Annotated in this window: 15 protein-coding genes; 10 read left to right on the top strand and 5 right to left on the bottom strand. The window is 62.0% G+C overall.

Features of this window, described 5'->3' with window-relative positions; genetic code table 11:
- Positions 1–45 precede the first annotated feature (45 nt).
- A complete protein-coding gene (locus ACU8HS_RS25850) occupies positions 46–1,182 on the top strand; it encodes an ROK family transcriptional regulator (protein WP_112757229.1) in 1,137 nt (378 codons plus the stop codon).
- A 15-nt stretch (positions 1,183–1,197) separates the two neighbouring features.
- Here the strand turns inward: ACU8HS_RS25850 and ACU8HS_RS25845 are convergent, their stop codons facing one another.
- On the bottom strand, positions 1,198–2,244 hold the full coding sequence (locus ACU8HS_RS25845; protein WP_112573270.1) for a Gfo/Idh/MocA family protein: 1,047 nt from the start codon (positions 2,242–2,244) through the stop codon (positions 1,198–1,200).
- A 278-nt stretch (positions 2,245–2,522) separates the two neighbouring features.
- Here ACU8HS_RS25845 and ACU8HS_RS25840 point away from each other — a divergent pair, with 278 nt between their 5' ends.
- The 6 genes from ACU8HS_RS25840 (at position 2,523) to ACU8HS_RS25815 (ending at position 8,905) form a co-directional block, all read left to right on the top strand.
- Positions 2,523–3,821: an extracellular solute-binding protein gene (locus ACU8HS_RS25840; protein ID WP_447015991.1), complete on the top strand. Its 1,299-nt coding sequence runs from the start codon at positions 2,523–2,525 to the stop codon at positions 3,819–3,821.
- A gap of 68 nt (positions 3,822–3,889) precedes the next feature.
- Complete coding sequence (locus tag ACU8HS_RS25835; RefSeq protein ID WP_112573244.1) at positions 3,890–4,819, top strand: carbohydrate ABC transporter permease; 930 nt, start codon at positions 3,890–3,892, stop codon at positions 4,817–4,819.
- Entirely contained in the window at positions 4,816–5,658 is an 843-nt protein-coding gene (locus tag ACU8HS_RS25830) for a carbohydrate ABC transporter permease (RefSeq protein ID WP_112573247.1), read from the top strand. Before ACU8HS_RS25835 ends, ACU8HS_RS25830 begins: the two co-directional genes overlap by 4 nt.
- A gap of 40 nt (positions 5,659–5,698) precedes the next feature.
- Entirely contained in the window at positions 5,699–6,937 is a 1,239-nt protein-coding gene (locus ACU8HS_RS25825; protein ID WP_112573249.1) for an ROK family transcriptional regulator, read from the top strand.
- Positions 6,938–6,967: 30 nt separating this feature from the next.
- Positions 6,968–7,822: a sugar phosphate isomerase/epimerase family protein gene (locus ACU8HS_RS25820; RefSeq protein WP_447015990.1), complete on the top strand. Its 855-nt coding sequence runs from the start codon at positions 6,968–6,970 to the stop codon at positions 7,820–7,822.
- Between the two features lie 21 nt (positions 7,823–7,843).
- Positions 7,844–8,905 (top strand): ABC transporter ATP-binding protein, encoded by a 1,062-nt coding sequence (locus ACU8HS_RS25815; protein ID WP_112706089.1) that lies wholly within the window; start codon positions 7,844–7,846, stop codon positions 8,903–8,905.
- A gap of 24 nt (positions 8,906–8,929) precedes the next feature.
- Here ACU8HS_RS25815 and ACU8HS_RS25810 read toward each other — a convergent pair whose 3' ends face one another.
- Complete coding sequence (locus ACU8HS_RS25810) at positions 8,930–9,853, bottom strand: LysR family transcriptional regulator (protein WP_113500127.1); 924 nt, start codon at positions 9,851–9,853, stop codon at positions 8,930–8,932.
- A 147-nt stretch (positions 9,854–10,000) separates the two neighbouring features.
- Here ACU8HS_RS25810 and lysA point away from each other — a divergent pair, with 147 nt between their 5' ends.
- The gene (gene lysA, locus ACU8HS_RS25805; RefSeq protein ID WP_447015989.1) at positions 10,001–11,272 is read left to right on the top strand and encodes a diaminopimelate decarboxylase; all 1,272 of its coding nucleotides are present in this window, start codon (positions 10,001–10,003) and stop codon (positions 11,270–11,272) included.
- Positions 11,273–11,311: 39 nt separating this feature from the next.
- Here the strand turns inward: lysA and ACU8HS_RS25800 are convergent, their stop codons facing one another.
- Both ACU8HS_RS25800 and ACU8HS_RS25795 read right to left on the bottom strand, forming a co-directional pair.
- Positions 11,312–11,611 (bottom strand): hypothetical protein, encoded by a 300-nt coding sequence (locus tag ACU8HS_RS25800; protein ID WP_112706092.1) that lies wholly within the window; start codon positions 11,609–11,611, stop codon positions 11,312–11,314.
- Between the two features lie 162 nt (positions 11,612–11,773).
- Positions 11,774–13,624 (bottom strand): ABC transporter transmembrane domain-containing protein, encoded by a 1,851-nt coding sequence (locus tag ACU8HS_RS25795; RefSeq protein ID WP_447016463.1) that lies wholly within the window; start codon positions 13,622–13,624, stop codon positions 11,774–11,776.
- 248 nt (positions 13,625–13,872) lie between these two features.
- Here ACU8HS_RS25795 and ACU8HS_RS25790 point away from each other — a divergent pair, with 248 nt between their 5' ends.
- Together ACU8HS_RS25790 and ACU8HS_RS25785 are read left to right on the top strand one after the other, a co-directional pair.
- The gene (locus ACU8HS_RS25790) at positions 13,873–14,637 is read left to right on the top strand and encodes a heme ABC transporter permease (protein WP_447015988.1); all 765 of its coding nucleotides are present in this window, start codon (positions 13,873–13,875) and stop codon (positions 14,635–14,637) included.
- Between the two features lies 1 nt (position 14,638).
- Positions 14,639–14,800, top strand: coding sequence for a heme exporter protein CcmD (locus ACU8HS_RS25785; protein ID WP_112573266.1), 162 nt, complete (start codon positions 14,639–14,641; stop codon positions 14,798–14,800).
- A 206-nt stretch (positions 14,801–15,006) separates the two neighbouring features.
- Here ACU8HS_RS25785 and ACU8HS_RS25780 read toward each other — a convergent pair whose 3' ends face one another.
- Positions 15,007–15,699 carry a CBS domain-containing protein gene (locus ACU8HS_RS25780; protein WP_447015987.1) on the bottom strand — a complete coding sequence of 231 codons (693 nt, stop codon included), beginning with the start codon at positions 15,697–15,699 and terminating at the stop codon, positions 15,007–15,009.
- Positions 15,700–15,729 lie beyond the last annotated feature (30 nt).

Here is a 15,729-nt window from a genome sequence, read left to right as displayed (position 1 = left end):
ACACCCTGTGATACACAAGCGTCATGGTGCTGAGGGAAGACGATAATGCGGTATCTTCGATCCGGGCCGCGGCGACGTCAGGCAGAGGAAACGGCTGTTACGCGGGGTAAGACAATCGGTCTGCGATCGGGAGAAATCGCCGACAGAAATATCCGCGTCATCCTGGAAGCCATCCGCCGGCACGGCCCTTTGACCCGCATGGAACTCGGCCAGCACTCGGGTCTTACCGGCCCTGGCATCACCAATATTCTACGCCGGCTCAGCGATGAAGGCCTGGTGACGTCGCACCGCCGCAACGGCGCGGGCAGCGGCGCAACCGCCGCCGAATTCGCCCTGCGCCCGGATGGTGCGTTCTCGATCGGCGTCAGGGTCCGCCAGAGCAGGGGCGAAGCCGTGCTGATCGATCTCAGCGGCCAGGTCCATGATCGCGAATATTTTCCGCTTTCCCCGACCGCGAGAGTGCCGTCAATCGTCTCGGCCACCCAGGCCATGGCGAGCCGTCATGCCGGCCTGCCGATCATCGGCCTGGGGATTGGGTCCAACGATTGGACCCCACAGGAAGGCGAGGAACTCAACGCGACCTCGACGCTTGCACGCATACATGTGGAGAACGAGTGCACCGCAAGCCTGCTTGCCGAGCGCACCATCGGCGCGCCCGCGCCTGAAGGTGGGCTGGCAATGATCATCATCGACGAAGACGTCCAGGCCGGCTTCCTCGTTCGCGGCATCCCCTATTCCGGCGTTCACGGACGCGCCGGCAGTATCGGCGAGATGCTGACCGGTCCCGACAATGTCCGGCTGAACAGCGTGGTCGGCTTCGGCGCCCTGCGCGCCCTGATCAGCGACGAGGAGTTCCGGCGCCTCATTGCGGGCGCGGAACCGTCTTCCCCCCAGTTGACGCAGTGGATCCGCGAGGCGGCCAGCCACCTTCTCGACCCGATCATCGCCATGGCCGGTTTCATTGCCCCTGGTGTCATCATGATCGGCAGCGACCTGCCGCGAAGCGTCATCGAAGCGCTGATCCACCAGCTTTCCGTCGAACGGCGCGACACGTCCAAGCGACCGTTCCTGACACCATGGATTTCGCCGATGAAACCGGCAAGCTTCAGCGGCGGCGGCGTGGCGCTGGGGGCGGCATTGCTGCCTTTCCTCAACACCCTGCTGCCGCCGGTCTCTGCCTGATGTCCGAGTATCCGATCAGACAAGCGCCTCGTCGGCGTGGCTGATATCGGAAGCCAGTGCCTTGTCGAGCACTTTCTGGATATTCGCCGCGCGACGGAACGAAGGTTCCTGCGTCTTGCCCGCCCTGACAGCCTGCACGAAACGCTGGTAGTTGGTCTCGACGGGATCGAAGGGAATATCGCGCCATGTGGCGGTGTGAACGTCTTCGCCGAGGCAGGCGCGAAGCGTCGATTTTCCAGTATCGTAGATCATCTCGATCGAGCCGGTTTCGCCATAGACCCGGAGACGCAGCTGATCCATCTGGCCGGCGGCGGTGCGCGTCGCCTGGATTGTGCCGATCGCCCCTGTGGTGAAATCGACATTCATCGTGAAACTGTCATTCGCGTCCAGGTCATATTCGCCGATCTTGTCACCCGGCGCCTTGTTGAATGTCTTGAGCCGGGCAAAGACATGGGCGACGTCCAGCCCCGAACCGTAGGACGCGAAATCGACGATATGGATGCCGATATCGCCAAGCGCGCCATTCGAACCGTGTTTCTTGCTCAGGCGCCACAGCCATTTGCTCTCGGTTTTCCAATCGCCCCAATGACGGCCGACGAGCCAGCTCTGCAGATGTGACGCCTCGACATGCCTGACCGCGCCGATCTCGCCGGCGAGCACCATCTGCCGGCCCTTCTGCAGGGCGGGCGAATTGCGATAGGTGAAGTTGACCATGCCGACCTTGCCGGCTTTCTCGATCGCATCGGTCATTTCCATCGCCTTGGTGGCATCGGTCGCCAGCGGCTTTTCGCAGAACACATGCTTTCCCGCCGCGATCGCCTGAAGCGTCGTCGGGTGGTGAATGCGGTCGGGCGTGACGTTGGCGACGGCGTCGAACTCGCCCCAGGCCAGCGCCTCCTCGAGCGAGCCGAAGTGGTTCGGGATACCGTGTTCGGAGCAAAAGGCTGCCAGCCGTTCGGGCACGACATCGACCCCGCCCACCACGCTGACGCCTTCGATCGCCTTGAAATTTGCGGCATGCTGGTTGGCCATTCCACCAGTGCCGAGAATGAGTAAACGCATCTGATCCTCCATGGATGTCAGGTTCGGCTATCCTCACGTAGCCGAGGCAAAACCTCACCGTGCCATTGCGGGTGCCCGAAATGGCTCGATTTTCTTGTGATCGGGACGTGCGGCTGCGGTTCGCTAACTTGTGTTGAATGTCGCCAGCATCTCATTCCTCCCAAGCTGCGGCTTGACATCAAATCAAAGTAACTTAATCTAATTAATGCAGCATGGAAATGAGGAGAGGTCAACCGACCACCAGGCTGTATCCGTTTAAAATGGGGAGGAGACCCATCATGAAGAGAGCGTTCATCAGCGCGTTAGCGCTGAGCACAATGTTATTTTCAGTGCCTGCCGCATTTGCCCAGGAACTCGCGACAAAGGACAGGATCGGGGCTGCCGACGCCCCGAAAACCCTGGTCGTCCGGCTCACCAACGACAGCCCCAACAATGCCGACCCGGCAATCGCCGAAGGCTACCAGAAACTCTTCGTCGAGTTCATCAAGAAGCATCCCGACTGGAAACTGCAGATGCAGTTCATGTCGGCCGATATCGGCACCGAACAGGCCAAGATGCTGGAGCAGGCCAAGGCCGGCAACGCTCCGGATTGTGCTGCGGTCGACTCCTTCGTGCTCTCGCAGTTCATGGTCAACCATGTGCTCGCCGACTTCACGCCCTATTTCTCGAAGGAGGAAATCGCCGACCTCTTCCCCTTCATCCGCAACGGCATCACCGACAAGGACCAGACAATCCGTGCATGGTGGTGGGACACGGACCTTCGTGTTCTCTACCGCAACAAATCCATCGTTGCCGACGCGCCGCAGACCTGGGATGACCTGAAGAAGGCCGGGCTTTCCTCCGTCGAACAGGGCATGGAAGGCATCCTCTTCAACGCCGGCCGCTACGAAGGATCCACCTTCGACTGGCTGGCCAACTATTGGGCGCTCGGCGGCAAGCTTGTCGACGATTCCGGCAAGCCCATCTTCGGCGAGGGCGAAAACAAGGAGAAATTCCTGAAGGCCCTGAATTACTACAAGGATCTGGTCGATTCCGGTGCCGCACCCAAGCGCGTGACGACCATCGGAAACTATGACGACCTCAACGCCGCGGCAGCTGCCGGAACCACCGCTCTCTTCATAGGCGGCAACTGGCAATATGCCCAGCTGAAGGTCACGCTCGACGAAGACGAGTTCAAGAACTGGACCTTCTCGCCGATCCCCGGCCCGACCGCAGACCAGCGCTCCACCGGCACCGGCGGATGGACGATCGCCTCGTTCAGCAAGGACAAGGACAAGGTGGAGATGTGCGCCAACCTTGCCCGCGAAGTCTATATGGGACCGGCCAATGCGCTGCAGCAGCAGCTGCCGACGCGCAAGTCGCTCTTCGACAAATATGATGTCTTCGCAACCGAGGCCAACAAGACCTTTGCCGCAGCTCTCGTCAACGGCCAGGCCCGTCCGGGCGCTCCGATCTATCCGGAAATCTCCAACCAGATCCAGATCATGATGGGCGACGTCCTTTCCGGCACCAAGAAGCCGGAAGAGGCTCTGGACGCGGCGTTCAACGCGACGATGGAGGCATACAAGCGTCTCTAACGATTGAGATTGCGGCGGCGCCCATGACGGGCGTCGCCGGTCATGTCAAACCCGGACAGAGAAGCCCAATGAGCCCCATCGCCATCGAGGCTGCCAGCCCGCCTCACAGCAGATCGTTCATGCGCCGTTTTGCCGGGGCACCCTTGCCCTGGATCATGCCCGTGATCATCGTCATCGGCATCTTCTATCTCTATCCCGTGATCGACGTGTTTCGCCTGTCGTTCACCAATGCGACCCTGATCGGCGACAATCCGGTCTATACGCTCGGCACGATCTCGAACGCGCTGAGTTCGCCGCAGCTGCCCGACATCCTATGGGCCACGCTCATCTTCGTGGGCGGCAGCGTCATCGGACAGCAGATATTCGGTCTCGCCGTTGCCGTCGTTGTCATCAGAGGCGAAAAACGCGGCCTGTTCGGCACGACGATCCTGCGCACCACGGCGCTCGTTGCCTGGGTCGTGCCCGGCATTGCCGGCGGCATCATCTGGCAGATGCTGTTTTCCGAAGCTCCCTACGGGGCGTTGAACAGCATCTTGCGGCTTATGCACCTGCCGACGGTCGCCTGGCTATCCGATCCGGCGATCGCGCCGTGGTCGGCGCTGATTTCCAATATCTGGCGCGGCACGGCCTTCTCGATGGTGGTCATGTACGCAGCCCTGAAATCGATCGACCCGTCCCTTTACGAGGCGGCGGATGTCGACGGCGCGACAGGTTCGCAACAGTTCCTCTTCATCACTCTCCCGCAGCTGCGCGCCGCCATGCTGGTCAACATGATCCTCATCACGATCATGACGCTCAACACTTTCGACGCGATCATCACGCTGACCGGCGGCGGTCCGGGGCGGGCGACCGAGGTGATCTCGCTTTACGTGTTCAATATCGTCTTCCGCAATTACGATCTTTCCGGCGGCAGCGTGCTCTCCGTGCTGATGCTGATCATCAGCCTCGGGCTTGCCTTCGTTTACGCATCGTTCCTGCCGAAGGAGGAGGAGCAATGAGCAGGCGCACCGGCACGCGCTTCGGCGATTTCCTGAGCTACCTCTTCATGCTGGCGATGTTCATCTTCTTCGCCGGCCCCCTCTCCTATCTCCTGTCGATGGCCTTGCGTGACAGGCGGGAAATCTATCGCGGCGTGGCGCGCTACATCCCGCACAATCCGACCATCGACAACTTCGTCACCGTGCTCAACAACAGCTACTTCCCGATCTATCTCTGGAACGGGCTGAAGCTTGCTGCCTTCAGCGGTTTCGGCGTGCTGATCGTCGCCCTGCCTGCGGCTTATGCATTTTCCCGCTTCCAGTTCCGCGGCAAGGGCCTGTCGATGATGGGGCTCCTGCTGTTCCAGATGATCTCGCCGCTGGTCATCATGGTGCCGCTCTACCGCTACATGAACCGTCTCGGCTTGCTCGACACGCATTTCGCCGTCACGATGGTCTATATCGCGCTCGGCGTGCCGCTTGCGACCTGGCTGCTGAAAAGCACGATAGACGGCATTCCGCGCAGCCTCGACGAGGCAGCCATGATCGACGGCTGCAACCGGTTCTCGGTCTTCTGGCGGATCGTCCTGCCGCTTTCGGCGCCGGGCATCGCTTCCGTCTTCATCATCACCGTGATTGCCGGCTGGTCGCAGTTCCTCGTGCCTTTTCTGCTGCTCACGCAAAACAATCTGATGCCGATCGGCGTCGGGATCTTTAACTTCCGTGGCATGCAGACCGACTCGTCCATCCAGCTGCTTGCGGCCGCCTGCCTGATCTCCGTCGTGCCGGCGATCGTGGCCTTCCTGTCGCTCCAGCGGCTGATCCTTGGTGCCATGACCAGCGGCGCAGTGAAAGGATGAGGCCGGCTTGCATGTGCGTGGCAGATAGAGGATCCCGACCATGAACCAGACAACCGGCGCCAGACTGTCTCCCGACCTGACGGGGGCCAATGTCGAGGATGCGGGCGAACACAACAGAGCCGTCGTTCTGCGCTGCATCCATCGGCAGGCGCCGATCTCGCGTGCCGAGATTGCCCGGCAGACCGGCTTTACCAAACCGGCGATCGCCCGCATCGTGGACCGCCTGCTCGACGAGGGCCTGATCATCGAGGCGCGCCGGCGCCATGGGCTCCGGGGCCAGCCGGCAATCGAGCTCGAGATCAACCCCGATGCATTCTATGCAATCGGCATCAACATCGATCGCGACCATCTGACGATTGTCGCCGTCGATGCGGTCGGCAACGTGCGCGCCCGCGTGCACCACGAAAAGCGCTATGTGCGACCGGCCGAATTCATGCAGCTGACGGCCGATGCGATCTCCCACTTCCAGCGAAGCCGCCTGATCGACGACGCGCATCTGGCCGGCATCGGGCTCGCCATGCCGGACTGGCTCGGCGAGATCAGCTTCCTCGGCATGCCCGACGACTACTCGGAATGGATGGAATTCGACGTCCGTGCAGCGCTGGAAAACCTGACGCAGCACCCGGTCTTCATCGAGAACGAGACCAATGCCGCGGCACTTGCGGAACTCGATTACGGCCTCGGGTCGGAAAGCCGCAGCTTCTTTTACATCGCCATCAACGCCTGCCTTGGCGGAGGCCTCGTGCTCGACGGCAACGGCCATCGCGGCGCCATGGCGCTCAGCGGCGAAATCGGCTGGCTGCCGATCGCCGACGATCGGGACAAGGCGGCACCGAAGGTCGATCTTCTGGGCGAGATGGTGACGATCTTCTTCCTCTACAAGTTCCTGGCCGAACACGGCATCCGCGCAAGCGTGCCCCAGGACCTGCTGGCCCTTGACGCGCATGGCAGGGCGCTCGTTTCGAAATGGCTGAAGGAGATGAGCGCGCATCTTGCCGTTGCCGTCAAGCATATCGGCATGATCGTCGATCCCGACGCCATCATCATCGGCGGCCGATTGCCGATCCGCATGATCGACGAGCTGCTGCGCTACGTTCACGAACATCTGACGGCCGCAGACACCACCTTGCCCTCGCTGCATCGCGCTTCGCTCGGCGAGGACGCTTCGGCGCTCGGTGCGGCAGCGATGCCGATGGCCGCGGCCCTGATGCTGGCATCGGCCGACGCCGTTCAGCGCACCCGCTCGCCCCTCAAATTCATGGATCGCCTGAACAATTGAAACCGCCGGCAAGGCACTGGGAGGATTTTGATGAGGATTGGCTTTTATACGTCGACATTCAACGACCGGCCACTTGAGGAAGTGGTGGATTTTGCGGCGTCGGCCCGTTTCGACGCGATCGAAATCGACGTCGGCGGCCACATCAGGACGCCGGACAGGGTGCGGGCTGCGGTGGCACTCGCCCGGGACCGGAACCTCTTCGTCTCCTCGATTACCTATTTCGGCAACCAGCTCGATTCCGATCGCACAAAGCGCGGTGAACTTCGCACCCGAACGGAGGAATTTGCGGAGGCGATCGGCGAGGCAGGAGTGCCGATCTTCGTGATTTTTCCCGGCCGCGACGACAGTGCCGACGAGGAGACCAACTACGATGATTTCGCCGATTTCGCCAACCGATTGATTGCCCGCACGACGTCAAGCGGCCTCACCTTCGCGATCGAAAACTGGCCGGGGCCGAAGGACAATTTCATCGGCACCACGCCGAAAGGCTGGCAGGCGCTCTTCAAGCGCATACCCGACCGGCGCTTCGCTCTCGAGTTCGACCCGTCGCACCTCATTCGTATCGGCGTCGATCCCTATGCCGCGATGGAGGCAGTCAAGGATCGCATCGCCATTCTCCACGCCAAGGATACGGCCATCGATGCAGCCGCCCAGCAGGCGGTCGGCTACCACGGCAGGGGCTGGTGGCAGTACAAGCTGCCGGGCCAGGGCCTGCTCGACTGGCCCCGCTTCCTGCGCCAGGCCCGCGCCGGCGGCTTTGACGGCACGCTTTCGATCGAGCACGAGGACGCCGCCCACGGATGGCCGGGCAAGGATCTCGAGGCCAGAAAAGAAGGTGAGCGCCTCGGGCTCGCCTACCTCAGAAACGTCTTGGACAAGCTTTGAGAGCGCCCCGGGAGGACGGAAATGGCCCATGTGAGAGTGAACAATGCGCGCAAGGACTACGGCGCGTTCAAAGCCATCAAAGGTGTCTCGGTCGATATCCGCGACGGCGAGTTCGTCGTGCTCGTCGGTCCCTCGGGCTGCGGCAAATCCACCCTGCTCAGAATGATCGCCGGCCTGGAAGACATTAGCTCCGGCGAGATCCAGATCGGCGCGCATATCGTCAACGAGCTGGCACCGAAGGATCGCGACATCGCCATGGTGTTCCAGAACTACGCGCTTTATCCGCACATGACGGTCGCCAGGAATATGGGCTTCTCGTTGCGGCTGAAGCGCATGCCGAAGACCGAGATCGACAGGCGCGTCGGCAATGCCGCCAAGATCCTCGGGCTGGAGGCGCTTCTCGAGCGCTATCCGAAGCAGCTGTCGGGCGGCCAGCGGCAGCGCGTCGCCATGGGACGCGCGATCGTTCGCGATCCCGCCGTCTTCCTGTTCGACGAGCCCCTGTCGAACCTGGATGCCAAGCTGCGCGTGCAGATGCGCTCCGAGATCAAGGAACTGCATCAGCGGCTGAAGACCACGACGATCTACGTCACCCACGATCAGATCGAGGCGATGACGATGGCAGACAAGATCGTCGTGATGAAGGACGGCCTGATCGAACAATCCGGTTCTCCGCTCGAACTTTACGATCGCCCGAACAACCTCTTCGTTGCCGGCTTCATCGGCTCTCCCGCCATGAACTTCATCAGGGGGACCATGACGAATGAAGGTTTCCGGACCGCAGACGGGCTTGTCCTGCCGAGCGAGCGGCACCCGTCCGGCGCCGTCACCTACGGCATTCGCCCCGAACACATCACGCTCGATCCCAACGGCATCGAGGTGACGACCGCCGTTGTCGAGCCGACAGGGTCCGAGACATTGGTGATCGCCCGTCTTGGCGCGCAGACGATCAGCTGCGTGTTCCGGGAGCGGATCAGAGCTGCCCCCGGCGATGTTCTGCGCATCGCTCCGCTCCACGATTCTGTTCATCTGTTTGACGAAGGCGAGCAGCGTATCACCGCTGGAGAACCGGTGCTGAACTGACGAGGTGCAACAGGGTGTCGGCGGTCAGCGAGGGCCAATGAGGGCGGCAAGCCGGGTTTCGATCTGCCGGGCCTGCCGGGCCAGTTCGCCCCCGAATAGCTCGACCAGTTGCGACTGCGGCCGATGGATCGGCCGCACGATGTTGACGGAAAACGGGACCGAGAACGACAGCCGGCGAAGGTGAACACCGTTGCCGGAAAAATCCAGGGCCGTCAGGGGGTTGACGATGGCCAGGCCAATTCCCTCCCGCACCATCGAGCAGACGGATGCCGCGCTGTGGGTCTCGACGACCATGCGCCTGGCGATGCCGGCATTTCGAAAAATCTGATCAATCTGCTGCCTGTAGCTGTCCGTCGCCGACAGGCTGACAAAGGATTGCCCTTCGAAATCGCCGGGCGACAGAACGGCCTTTGCCAGAAGCGGATGAGCCTCCGGCAACACGCAGATCTCGTCGAGCGTCATGAGTGGGGTCGCCTCCGTGCCCTGAGGGGCGTGGCCGACCTCGGTCAGCCCGAAGTCATAACGTTGCGCCGACAGCCATTCCTCCAGCAGAGGGGATTCCTGCGGAACGATACTGACGCCCACGTTCGGGAAGCGCTCGATGAAACGCCGGCATGTCTGCGGCAGGAGCGATTGAGAAAAGACCGGCAGGCATACGATGGAAAGCTGTCCCTGCTCGAACTGGCGCAGCGACGCCGCTGTATCGAGGATGCGATCCAGCCCGAAATAGGCGCGTTGCACTTCCTCGAACAATTGCAGGGCATGCGCGGTCGGGCGCAGCCGGCCGCGTATGCGCTCAAAAAGCTGCATCTGGATCAGATGCTCGAAGCGCGCCAGTTCGCGGCTGATCGTCGGTTGTGACGTATTCAGCATCGCGGCCGCATCCGTGACGCTGCCCGTCATCATCACCGCCCTGAAGACTTCGATATGCCGAAGGGTAACGGCCATGCCACCTCATATCGGAATTGAATGCGGACTGGAAAAATTGATATTTTTCATATGGCCGGTTTCGTGGTCAACCCTTTTGCGAAAACCGCATTGCCCAGCTGAAACGATCTCCCGGTTCGAAGGGCCGCCCTATGGATAAGCCGTACCATGCCCTTCACCCCCGCCAATGACCTTATTGCCCTCGCCCATCGATACGGGACGCCCTTGTGGATTTACGACGCTTCGACGATCCGTGAGCGGATAAGGCAGCTTGGGGCGTTCGATGTGATCCGCTATGCGCAGAAGGCGTGCTCCAATATCCACATCCTCTCCCTCATGCGGGAGGCGGGCGTGCTGGTGGACTCCGTATCCCTTGGTGAAATCGAGCGCGCGCAGCGGGCCGGGTTTTCTGCCGGTTCGACCGTTTCAGGCGCGGCAGGGATCGTCTACACTGCCGACATTTTCGACCGCCCGACCCTGCGCCGCGTCGTCAACGACAAGTTCGAAGTCAATGCCGGCTCCATCGACATGCTGCACCAGCTCGGCCAGCTTTCGCCCGGTCATCGCGTCTGGCTGCGCGTCAATCCCGGCTTCGGCCACGGCCACAGCAACAAGACAAATACGGGCGGAGAAAACAGCAAGCACGGCATCTGGCATACGGAACTCGGCCACGCCATCGACCTGGTCCGCCGTTATCGCCTGCATCTCGTCGGGCTTCATCTCCATATCGGTTCCGGCGTCGATTACGGCCATCTCGAACAGGTCTGTCACGCGATGACCGGCCTGCTCAACAGTCTGGATCACGACATCGAGGCGATCTCGGCAGGCGGTGGCCTTTCCGTTCCCTATCGCGACGGGGACAAGGCAATCGATACCGCGCATTATTTCAGCCTGTGGGACAGCGTGCGCAGACAGGCGGAAAGCAGGCTCGGCCATGCCGTGCGCCTGGAGATCGAGCCTGGACGTTTCCTCGTGGCAGAAGCCGGTGTGCTGCTGGCCGAGGTCCGCGCGACAAAACAGGCTGGCCGAAATCACTTCACTCTCGTGGATGCAGGTTTCAACGACCTGATGCGCCCTGCCCTCTATGGCAGCTATCACGGGATATCGGTGCTGCCTCACGACGGCCGAGACCTAAGCTCGTCCGAACCGCGCCCCACTGTCGTAGCAGGACCGCTCTGCGAATCGGGAGACGTCTTCACGCAAGGGGCCGACGGCGTGGTCGAGACACGGCCGCTGTCTCATGCCGAGGTCGGCGACTTCCTCGTCTTCCACGGGACAGGCGCCTATGGCGCGTCGATGTCGTCGAACTACAACAGCCGGCTTCACGCTGCCGAATATCTCATCGACGGGGCAAATTCCCGGCTGATCCGCCGACGCCAGACCATCGACGAGCTTTGCGAGCTGGAATTGACCGCAGGTCACGCCGCGGCGGCGGCGTGACGTAGCCAAACCTTCGGCACTGGTGCTGGAAACCTGTCGTCAGAGGTCGAGCAGCAAATCACCGGCGTTTCGATCATGACCCCGGTTGCCCGTTTCAAGCCGCGTCGGGTTTCCAGCCTCTCTGCGCTTCCTGGAGCCCGTCTTTCTGACTTTTGGAGCGGGCTCCCCCGATAACTCAAGGAGTAATATTGCTGCAGGTTCGCCCGTCGCCGGATCGGCCTGCCTGTTCGCGTCATCGGCCACTTTCTGGACGGCGGCGATGGAATCCGCCAGCTCGATGTCGGTATTCGGCTTTGCAATTTTGATTGCCGGAGTAGTCTTCGGCGCGAAACGTATCATGAATAACCGCCTTCCCAATAGTTCTCTTTTTGTTCTCATCTAAAGGGTTACTTGTCAACCTTATTCATATCCGAAGAGCCTGGGTTCCGGGCCGATCAGCGGAATGACCGGCCCTGGTGCAGGCGACAGGCCGCACATCGCAGATACCTGTCGCCGCAAGGCTCATGCCGCGTGCCCCGTGAGCGCCGTCGCCTCCGTGAGATCGAACTGCAGTTCGGCAAGCTTGGAATAGGTTCCGCCCTGGCGGATCAGCGCGGCGTGTGTTCCCTCCTCGATCACCCGCCCGCCGTCGATCACCAGGATTCGATCCGCCTTGAGCACAGTGGCAAGGCGATGCGCGATCACGATCGTCGTGCGGTTGCACATCAGATCGTCGAGCCCTTTCTGCACAAGCATTTCGTTTTCTGCATCGAGAGATGCCGTGGCCTCGTCCAGCAGAAGGACCGGCGCGTTCTTCAGGACCGCGCGGGCGATCGCCAGTCTTTGCCGCTGCCCACCCGACAGGGTGAGACCGCGCTCGCCGACCACGCTACGATAGCCGTCCGGCAGTTCGGAGATAAATCCATGCGCCCGTGCCGCGGCCGCAGCCGCCGCGATTTCTTCGTCTGAGGCGTCGGGGCGTCCAAGGCCGATATTCTCAGCGATGGTCGTCGCAAAGATTGTCACGTCCTGCGGCACGACGGCTATTTCGCCTCGAACGGCCGAGGCCGCGGTTGTGCGGATATCGCAGCCATCGAGCGAGATCTTGCCGGAATAATCCGGGTAGAAGCCGAGCAGCAGCGAGAAGATCGTGCTCTTGCCGGAGCCGGAAGCGCCCACAAGCGCCACCGTCTCTCCGGGCCGGACACTCATCGACAGGCCCGCAAGAACCTCCTTGTCAGGAGCCCCCGGATAGGCGAAATGCAGGTCCCGGATTTCGATTGCGCCTGCGGCGGGCCGGCTGAGCGCAGTTTGCGAGACCGGCTCGCTTTCGCCGCTATCTTCATCGAGCAGCTCGAAAAGGCGTTCGGCCGAACCTGCCGCCTGCGCCAGCTCGCCCCAGACTTCCGAGAGCGAGCCCAGCGAGCCAGCGGCAATGACGGAATAGAGCAGGAACTGGCTGAGGCTCCCGGCCGAAAGCGTACCGGACAGCAGGTTGTGGGCGCCGATCCAGAGAACCCCGACGACGCTTCCGAAAATGAGGGCAATGGCGACGGCGGTCAGCAGCGCGCGGGAGCGGGCGGCGTGGACGGCGCTGCGGTAGGAGGTCTCGACCTCGCGTGCATATCTCTCGCTCGCCGCCGCCTCCCCGTTGAAAGCCTGCATCGTTCGGCTGCCGGCGATCATCTCGCTGGCGAAGGCCGACGCGATCGCAAGCGTGTCCTGCGCCGCCCGCGATTTTCTGCGAACCGAGCGACCGAAAAGAACGAGCGGCGCAATGACGAGCGGGATGGCGCCCAAAGTAATGGCGGACAATCCCGGGCTCGTGACGAACATCATCGCCAGAGCGCCCAGGCACAGCAGCGAATTGCGCAGGGCCACCGACGCGGCAAGGTTCAATGCGGACTTGATCTGCGCAGCGTCAGCCGTCAGCCGGGATGCGATATCGCCGGACTTGTTGGCGTCAAAAAAGCGAGCCGGCAGGCGTGTCACGTTCCGGAAGGTTTTCACACGCAGGTCGCTGACGATGCGTTCGCCAAGCGTCGTGACGAAATAGTACCGGCAGGCGCTTGTTATGGCGAGCGCGACGGCGAGAGCAAGAAGCATCAGGAAATAGCTGTTGACGAAACCGCCGTCGGACTGACCGAATCCATGGTCGATCATCCGGCGGACCGCCATCGGCAGCGCAAGCGAGATCATGGCTGCAGCAGCCAACGAGACGAGCGCCCACAGCAGAAGACCCCGGTGGGGCCGCAGCAGGGGCAGCAATCGGAGAAGGCCGGAAACGGCCGGCTTCTTTTTCCCGGAGCGCGGGTGGGAACCCGCAATCGCGCCGGGAGGGGGAGCGGCGGTTCGGTCGTGCGCGGCAATCATCAAGATGAGGGTCTCCTGAACTGGAATGCCCCCTTTTTTTGACATTGCGCGACGATCGTCTTTGACCGCGATCAATTATCGACCGGTTGAGCCGGAGCGCTGCCGCGGCACAAGGTCTCAGCAACATGCAGCGAAAGGCTTCGCTGCCCCTACCTCGAACCCTGATGTCGGCCGAGCGAATGAGAGGCGCATGACCGCAGTTTGATCCGGGTCAATTAATCTGGCGGTGTTGGGCGCTAGAGCAGGCCATGACCTATGCCGGACGCATCAAAGACAACATCGCCAGCCTTGCGCAGCCCGCCAGGTTCCTGGCGTTCGCCGACCGGATATTGCCCGGCCTTTCGACGCTCACCGCCCTCTGTTTCGTCATCGGCCTCTATCTGAGTTTCGTCTCCGATGGAGACTACCAGCAGGGTGAGACTGTCAGGATCATGTATGTGCATGTTCCGGCGGCCTGGATGGCAATGTTCTGCTATGCGGTGATGACGGCAAACGCCATCGGCTCTCTCGTATGGCGCCATCCGCTGGCCGATGTCGCCGCCCGCGCCGCGGCGCCAATCGGTGCGGCCTTTACCTTCGTGTCGCTTGTGACGGGCGCGATCTGGGGCAAGCCGATGTGGGGCACCTGGTGGGTCTGGGATGCGCGCCTGACCTCGATGTTCGTGCTTTTCCTCATGTATCTCGGACTGCTGGCGATCAACCGTGCCATCGACGAGCCGACGCGTGCTGCCCGTATCACGGCCGTTCTCGTTGTCGTGGGCTTCGTCAACATTCCCGTCATCAAGTTCTCTGTCGACTGGTGGAACACGCTGCACCAGCCGGCGAGCGTGCTCAGGCTGGATGGCCCCGCCCTGGATATCGAATTCCTTCGCCCGCTGCTGACGATGGGCCTGGCCTTTACGGCACTCTTTTTCACCCTCCACATCGCCTCGATCAGGAACGAAATCTGGCGGCGAAAGCTCATGTCGCATCACCGCCTGGCCGCACGGGCCGCAACAGAAAGGGCAAACTGAGATGACACATCAGGAATATGTGCTGGCCGCCTATGCCGTCGCCTTCGCCACCATGACCGCCATCAGCGTGACGACCTGGTTTCGTGGCCGCGCCTATCGCCGGCAAGTCGAGGTCGTCGCGAAGATCAGGCATCGCGCGGCCCCTCATGCTGACGGGCGATAATTCGCCGGAAACACCGTCCTCGCGCGCGGCAACAGCCCCCACGCTGTCCTTGAATCAGTCCGAACGGAGCTGATGGACCGGGTGCCTATGGCGTGCCCATAGCGATGGCCGCACGCCGTTCAGGCAGGTTGGCCCGCATCGGTGCAGCGCCCGGCAAGCATTGGCCGCCGGCCGCCGATCGGAAGTGCCGGGGCTGCGGCCCGGGCTCAGGCCTGTTGCGACCAATCTTCCAGACCCGGATCTGCGGCAATCTGCAACCGATCAAGGCAGCCTCCCAACCCGAGGTTTTCGACAAGCGCCAGCACGGCACGGCGCTGCAGATCGCTTTCCAAATTCCCTTCGAGCGTGATCTGCCCGTTGCGAACGGAGACGCGTATCCGTTGCGGCGTCAGGCCGAGATCGTATTTCAGGCGCGTGCGAACCGCCAGGAGGATCGCGTCATCCTCGCGTGGCAATCTGAGCGTCGGCGCGTCCGTTATCAAAGCGAGGATATCGCGCCGGCTGACAATCCCGACGAGCCGCCCGCCCTCGACGATCGGGATGCGCTTGATGCGATGCACCTCAAGGCTTTCGGCAATATCCGAAACCTCGCTGTCCGGACCGGCGACGATGACATCGCGTGACATGATATCCCTGACGGACCAGCCGTTGCCGCGAATGTAGCGGTCGAGATCGACATCGGACGTAACTTCCGCGTGGTGCGCGCTGCGCGGCGCAAGCCGGATCTCCCGGCGCAGCAGGAGGTCGCCTTCGGTCACAATCCCGCAGATCCGCCCCCCGTCTTCAACGACAGGCAGCCCGCTGATATTGTTCTGCATCATCACCGCGACGGCATGACGGATCCCCGCCGCTGGGCTGATCGAAAACACGTCGCTCGTCATAATGTCCTTGGCCTGCATAGCTCCGCCTCCCCTTCCGGAAACCTCTTG

This window comes from Rhizobium sp. KDH_Rht_773_N (genome assembly GCF_052946295.1).
This window is presented reverse-complemented; position numbering and strand designations above follow the sequence as displayed.

What these genes read in the sequence shown, in the direction of transcription:
- lysA (WP_447015989.1), top strand. Translation starts at nt 10,001, where the DNA reads ATGCCCTTCACCCCCGCCAATGACCTTATTGCCCTCGCCCATCGATAC.
- ACU8HS_RS25850 (WP_112757229.1), top strand. Translation starts at nt 46, where the DNA reads ATGCGGTATCTTCGATCCGGGCCGCGGCGACGTCAGGCAGAGGAAACG.
- ACU8HS_RS25800 (WP_112706092.1), bottom strand. Translation starts at nt 11,611, where the DNA reads ATGATACGTTTCGCGCCGAAGACTACTCCGGCAATCAAAATTGCAAAG.
- ACU8HS_RS25830 (WP_112573247.1), top strand. Translation starts at nt 4,816, where the DNA reads ATGAGCAGGCGCACCGGCACGCGCTTCGGCGATTTCCTGAGCTACCTC.
- ACU8HS_RS25810 (WP_113500127.1), bottom strand. Translation starts at nt 9,853, where the DNA reads ATGGCCGTTACCCTTCGGCATATCGAAGTCTTCAGGGCGGTGATGATG.
- ACU8HS_RS25840 (WP_447015991.1), top strand. Translation starts at nt 2,523, where the DNA reads ATGAAGAGAGCGTTCATCAGCGCGTTAGCGCTGAGCACAATGTTATTT.
- ACU8HS_RS25790 (WP_447015988.1), top strand. Translation starts at nt 13,873, where the DNA reads ATGACCTATGCCGGACGCATCAAAGACAACATCGCCAGCCTTGCGCAG.
- ACU8HS_RS25795 (WP_447016463.1), bottom strand. Translation starts at nt 13,624, where the DNA reads ATGATTGCCGCGCACGACCGAACCGCCGCTCCCCCTCCCGGCGCGATT.
- ACU8HS_RS25845 (WP_112573270.1), bottom strand. Translation starts at nt 2,244, where the DNA reads ATGCGTTTACTCATTCTCGGCACTGGTGGAATGGCCAACCAGCATGCC.
- ACU8HS_RS25785 (WP_112573266.1), top strand. Translation starts at nt 14,639, where the DNA reads ATGACACATCAGGAATATGTGCTGGCCGCCTATGCCGTCGCCTTCGCC.
- ACU8HS_RS25815 (WP_112706089.1), top strand. Translation starts at nt 7,844, where the DNA reads ATGGCCCATGTGAGAGTGAACAATGCGCGCAAGGACTACGGCGCGTTC.
- ACU8HS_RS25835 (WP_112573244.1), top strand. Translation starts at nt 3,890, where the DNA reads ATGAGCCCCATCGCCATCGAGGCTGCCAGCCCGCCTCACAGCAGATCG.
- ACU8HS_RS25780 (WP_447015987.1), bottom strand. Translation starts at nt 15,699, where the DNA reads ATGCAGGCCAAGGACATTATGACGAGCGACGTGTTTTCGATCAGCCCA.
- ACU8HS_RS25825 (WP_112573249.1), top strand. Translation starts at nt 5,699, where the DNA reads ATGAACCAGACAACCGGCGCCAGACTGTCTCCCGACCTGACGGGGGCC.
- ACU8HS_RS25820 (WP_447015990.1), top strand. Translation starts at nt 6,968, where the DNA reads ATGAGGATTGGCTTTTATACGTCGACATTCAACGACCGGCCACTTGAG.